Source organism: Bacteroides sp. MSK.20.82, assembly GCF_019052485.1.
Lineage (GTDB): Bacteria > Bacteroidota > Bacteroidia > Bacteroidales > Bacteroidaceae > Bacteroides > Bacteroides thetaiotaomicron.
In genome coordinates this window covers 1-4,567 of record NZ_JAHQUN010000102.1, presented here as the reverse complement: position 1 = coordinate 4,567, position 4,567 = coordinate 1, and the positions used below count along the sequence as shown (strand labels likewise).

Here is a 4,567-nt window from a genome sequence, read left to right as displayed (position 1 = left end):
TTTTGGAAAACATGCAAACAAAAATGATATTTTTTCTGATAAACTACTAAAAAAAAGAAACACACAGAATAAAACTGCGGATTTTTTGAGAAGAACACGGCTTGGTCTTTAATTTTTGCAAAAGATTTCCCTCCCCTCTGCCATCGTCTGAGAGCAGGGGTTAAAAATATTCTTTACTTATTTAATGAATGTAGCCCGCAGACGCCTCTGTCGGGGTGGAAAAGTACGCTTTCCCGTTACCTACAAAGTAACGGAAAGACAGACCACCAAGATGAGATGGATTATGAAATGACAGCAAACAAATTTTTTATTTATTAATTGTATAACATTTAATTTACTTTTATGAGAAAATGGACGTATTTGGTCGCAACCTTGCTAATGGCGGGTACGACAGCTACATTCACGGGATGTATTGATACCGATGAACCGGAAGGTATCGTTGATCTGCGGGGAGCAAAATCCGAACTGATTAAAGCACAGGCTGCGGTAAAACTGGTGGAAGTGGAATGGCAAAAAGCGCAAGTAGCTTATCAGGAACTGGTAAACAAATCTAAAGAATTGGATAATCAGTACAAAGAGTACGATGTTCAGATGCATGCTTTAGACGTGAAACTGAAAGAACTGGAAGTAGAACGCGCACAAGCTGCTACCGAACAAGCAAAAGCTGAGGCGGAAGCTAAGATTGCTGAAGCTAACAGAAACAAAGCTTACTGGGAAAATAAAATGGCTGAAGAAGCTGAAATCTTCAAAGCAGCTATGTTGAACTATCAGACTCAGACAGCACAGGCACAGGAAGCTTATGATAATGCAATGAAACTCATTGAAGCTGGAAAACTTCTGCTTTCTGATGGAGAAAAAGCAATTATTGATAAAGCACAGCAAAGACTTTATGTTGCTTCTGCTAGCCTGAACCAATATTACACTGCCTTAAAGACAGCTCAGGATAATTATTATGATGCATTGGTTAATCCTAATCTTCCGACATTAGCTAGCTTACAGGCTGAATTGAAGTTGGCACAGATTGCAGTTGAAAAGGCAGAAATCTTATTGGATGAGAAAAATAATATGTTAGCTTTGGCAGAAGACTTTGATGCAGCTGCATGGGATGATAAGATCCTGGATCTGAAGAAGAAGAAATCTGAATATGAAAGTGAAAAGAGCAAAGCTGATGTTGAGATCGCTACTATTAAGACTTCCGCAGATTATAAAGCTGCAGAACAAAAAGTAGCCGAAAAGATAAAAGCGCGTAAAGCTGCTAAAGAGGCATATGATAAAGCTGTAGCAGACTCTACAACACAGGTTAATACTCAGCTTGATATTGCAGCTTATAAATCTGAACCTATTAATGAAGGATTGAAGACATTATTTAGTAGTAGCAATGATTTTACATCTTTAGATGGATATACTGTTAGTACGGGTGTGTTTGATTATCCGGCTGTTCAGTATACACAAACTGAGTACAATGCTGATTTGAAAATAGAAGATGTAACAGCCAGAACTAGTCAGGCATCTCTTACTCTGATGAAAGTAAATGCCTGGATTGATGCTTTAGGTAAATATTCTGTAGACGAAAATGGAGTTGAATGGAATAAGTTGACTTTGGCAGAAAAAGAAAAGACAGCCAAAAATGCTAAAGAAAAATTTGAAAAGGATAAAGCTAACTGGGAAATTTCTGCAAAAGCGGTAAAAGGTACAGCAACTACAGTGCCAACTACTGATCTGAAAAAGGCGACAGATACTTATAATTCTTCTTATGCCGCAGTAGAATCTGCAGTAAAAGCTTATAATAGTGCATGGGATGCCGTATATCAAGCTGCTTATGATGATGCTGTAGAAAAAGAAAAAGCTTCGGTATTGGAGAAAACATACCGTGACAATATGATTACCGCATTGTCTCCTACTAGTAAGGCTGCATGGGATGCATTGACTCCTGCTGAACAAACTACCAGTAAACTGGAAGCTATATTGGACGATACAGTGAAACAAGCTAAAGCAAAGGCTGATGCTAATGCTACTTTGGCTGAATGGCTGAAACTTGATCAGACTGTTGCTGAATTGGCTGCCAAAGGTGAAGCTGCAGGAAATCAAGCTCTTGCCGATGATAAAGATAAGAAAGTAGAAAAGGCTAAAGCTGCATTGGTTAAAGCTGCTGGAGAGGCTGCTACTGCTGTTGCTAAGGTGGCTCCTGCAATTAGTACTTATTCTGCTCTTGCTGCTAATCCTTATGGTCAGATACTGGCTAATACAGTTAGTGTTGAAGATATGACAGGCAAAGATGCTTTCTATAAAGAAGAGGAAAAAGATGGTAAGAAAACTGGCCACATGCAGGCATTACGCTCTGATATTTCTGCAGATGAATTTACTAAATTAAGTGCAACTAAGTTAGATCGCAATACAGCTGAAGATGCTTTAGAGTATACTTCTGATGCTACTTTTGGTACTGTGATTCCTGGCGAAGACAGACTTGTTGAAGTAACAGAAGCAATGGTCCGCGCTTATATTAAGCAGAATAATAGTGCTGTTTTGACTGACTTTGGTACTTTGGGAGCTATGATGGCTGCTAATGACGATGTACAGACTTGCAAAGATATGATTGCTGCTGCCGATTTGATTAAACCATTGAAGGCTCAAATGGAAGGTGTACTTGCTGATCTGAATGCAGAAATAAATACGAATACTGCTTTAATGGATCCGTTTATTGCAAAAGCTGACGAAACTCGTATTGCTCTGAAGACTGCTAAAGAAGAGGTGAAGAAAGCACAAGAAGAACAAGATGCTTTGACTGCTGAAGCTGAGGCCAATAGTAAGAAGTTTGCTGAATTGATCCAAGATTACATTGGCTTGATCAGTGTTGTTCAAGATCAGATTGATGGTATCAACGGTGGTGTTGTCACTGGTTCTGTGGTAACTGTAGAATCTGTTCTGAATTATTGGAAGAATCAAGTTGCTACTCAGGAAAAATCAGTTGAAGAAGCTAAACAGAAGGTTACTGCAGCAGAAAAGAGCATTGAACTGTTCAACAAGGGTGAATACAAGGAAGCTTATGTAATAGAACAGAAGAAACTTGCTTTGGAAACAGCTCAAGAAGCTTATGATGTAGCGAAAGCAATCTATGATACTGCTCTTGCACAAGTTAAATCCGTATTGGAAACCTTGAGTAAGTAATTTCTTAATCACGTAAAAGTAACAAAATGATAAAGAAACTATGCACATTACTTTTGCTGACCTGTATAACAGCTGCGCCTTCATTGGCGCAGCGTTACAGCAGCAGTGATGATGCGTCGTTTGCTCCGAAGAAAGGACAGTGGCAGGTTTCGGTTTTACTTGGTAGCGGAAAGTTCTTCAATGAGAACACCTCTTATCTGCTTCCCAAGTTCACCAACACCGAAGGAGTCGTCGGACTTCCCAATGGAGGAACGGATAACTCCGGTGACCTGAACCGCTATCTGAATATCGGTAGTCTGAATAATAATAGTCTGGTCAATATAGCCGGAATCGAAGGCAAGTATTTTCTGTCTGACAACTGGGACATCAATTTCCAGTTTAGCATGAACATCAGCCTGACTCCCAAGAAAGACTATGTAGAAGGCGACAACAGTGTACCCGATATGATCATACCCGCGCAAAGTTATATCAATGCGCAGATGACTAATAACTGGTATACCTCTGTCGGCTCCAACTATTACTTCAAGACTCGCAACGAACGTATTCATCCATACGTAGGAGGCGCCCTTGGCTTCCAGATGGCACGCATTGAAACTACAGAACCATACACCGGCGATACCTATAAGGATAGCGATGATTCGGAAGAACTTCCTTCTCAGGTCTATACCGCAGGAAGCAAAGCCGGTCAGATGTATGGTCTGAAAGTAGCTGCCGTAGCAGGTATCGAGTATAGCATTGCCAAAGGATTTATTTTCGGGTTCGAGATGCATCCTTTAGCTTATCGCTATGATTTGATACAAATTTGTCCGAAAGGATTTGATAAGTACAATGTCAGTCACCATAACATCAAGATTTTCGAAATGCCTGTGGTGAAACTTGGCTTCAGATTCTGACGAACAATGATTATACAAATGTATAAATGAAAAGTGAAAGCCGCTCTGCTGGTATTGGCGGGCGGCTTTTCTTTCTTTTCAAGAAGAAATAAAAGTCCGATGAATAGATGTATAAGACTTTTGCCCTTTTTCATTGGGGTATTAGTATTGGGAGCTTGCTCTCAAATAAAAGGTTACAGAATTGACGGTAGTGCGCCTCTGCCGGAATTTGAGGGTAAAATGGTTTACATGAAAGATGTTTCGACGGATGCCCCTGTTGACAGCGCAAGGATAATAAATGGAAAGTTTGCTTTTGCAGACACGACAAAAATAGAAAATCCGGTCATAAAGATACTTTCGATCCATGCCAGTAAAATGGGACTGGAATACCGTTTGCCTGTTGTGATTGAAAACGGTACCATAAAAGCGAGTATTGCCGATGTCGTTTGTACGGAAGGAACGATGCTGAACGAACGGATGCAGGATTTTCTTCTGGCTATAGATGCATATTCTGCTGCTTGTACGGATAA

The 4,567-nt window shown here is 40.1% G+C and carries 3 protein-coding genes; all 3 read left to right on the top strand.

Going from position 1 to position 4,567, the window contains the following annotated elements:
* Positions 1-342 precede the first annotated feature (342 nt).
* The gene (locus KTR07_RS27735; RefSeq protein WP_008766274.1) at positions 343-3,165 is read left to right on the top strand and encodes a hypothetical protein; all 2,823 of its coding nucleotides are present in this window, start codon (positions 343-345) and stop codon (positions 3,163-3,165) included.
* 26 nt (positions 3,166-3,191) lie between these two features.
* Entirely contained in the window at positions 3,192-4,058 is an 867-nt protein-coding gene (locus KTR07_RS27730) for a BT1926 family outer membrane beta-barrel protein (RefSeq protein ID WP_008766273.1), read from the top strand.
* 99 nt (positions 4,059-4,157) lie between these two features.
* The coding region (locus tag KTR07_RS27725) for a DUF4369 domain-containing protein (RefSeq protein ID WP_217315563.1) at positions 4,158-4,567 on the top strand (410 nt) is incomplete at its 3' end.

Bases quoted from the DNA above. Each gene is read 5' to 3' on its own strand.
- KTR07_RS27735 (WP_008766274.1), top strand. From the start codon at position 343: ATGAGAAAATGGACGTATTTGGTCGCAACCTTGCTAATGGCGGGTACG.
- KTR07_RS27730 (WP_008766273.1), top strand. From the start codon at position 3,192: ATGATAAAGAAACTATGCACATTACTTTTGCTGACCTGTATAACAGCT.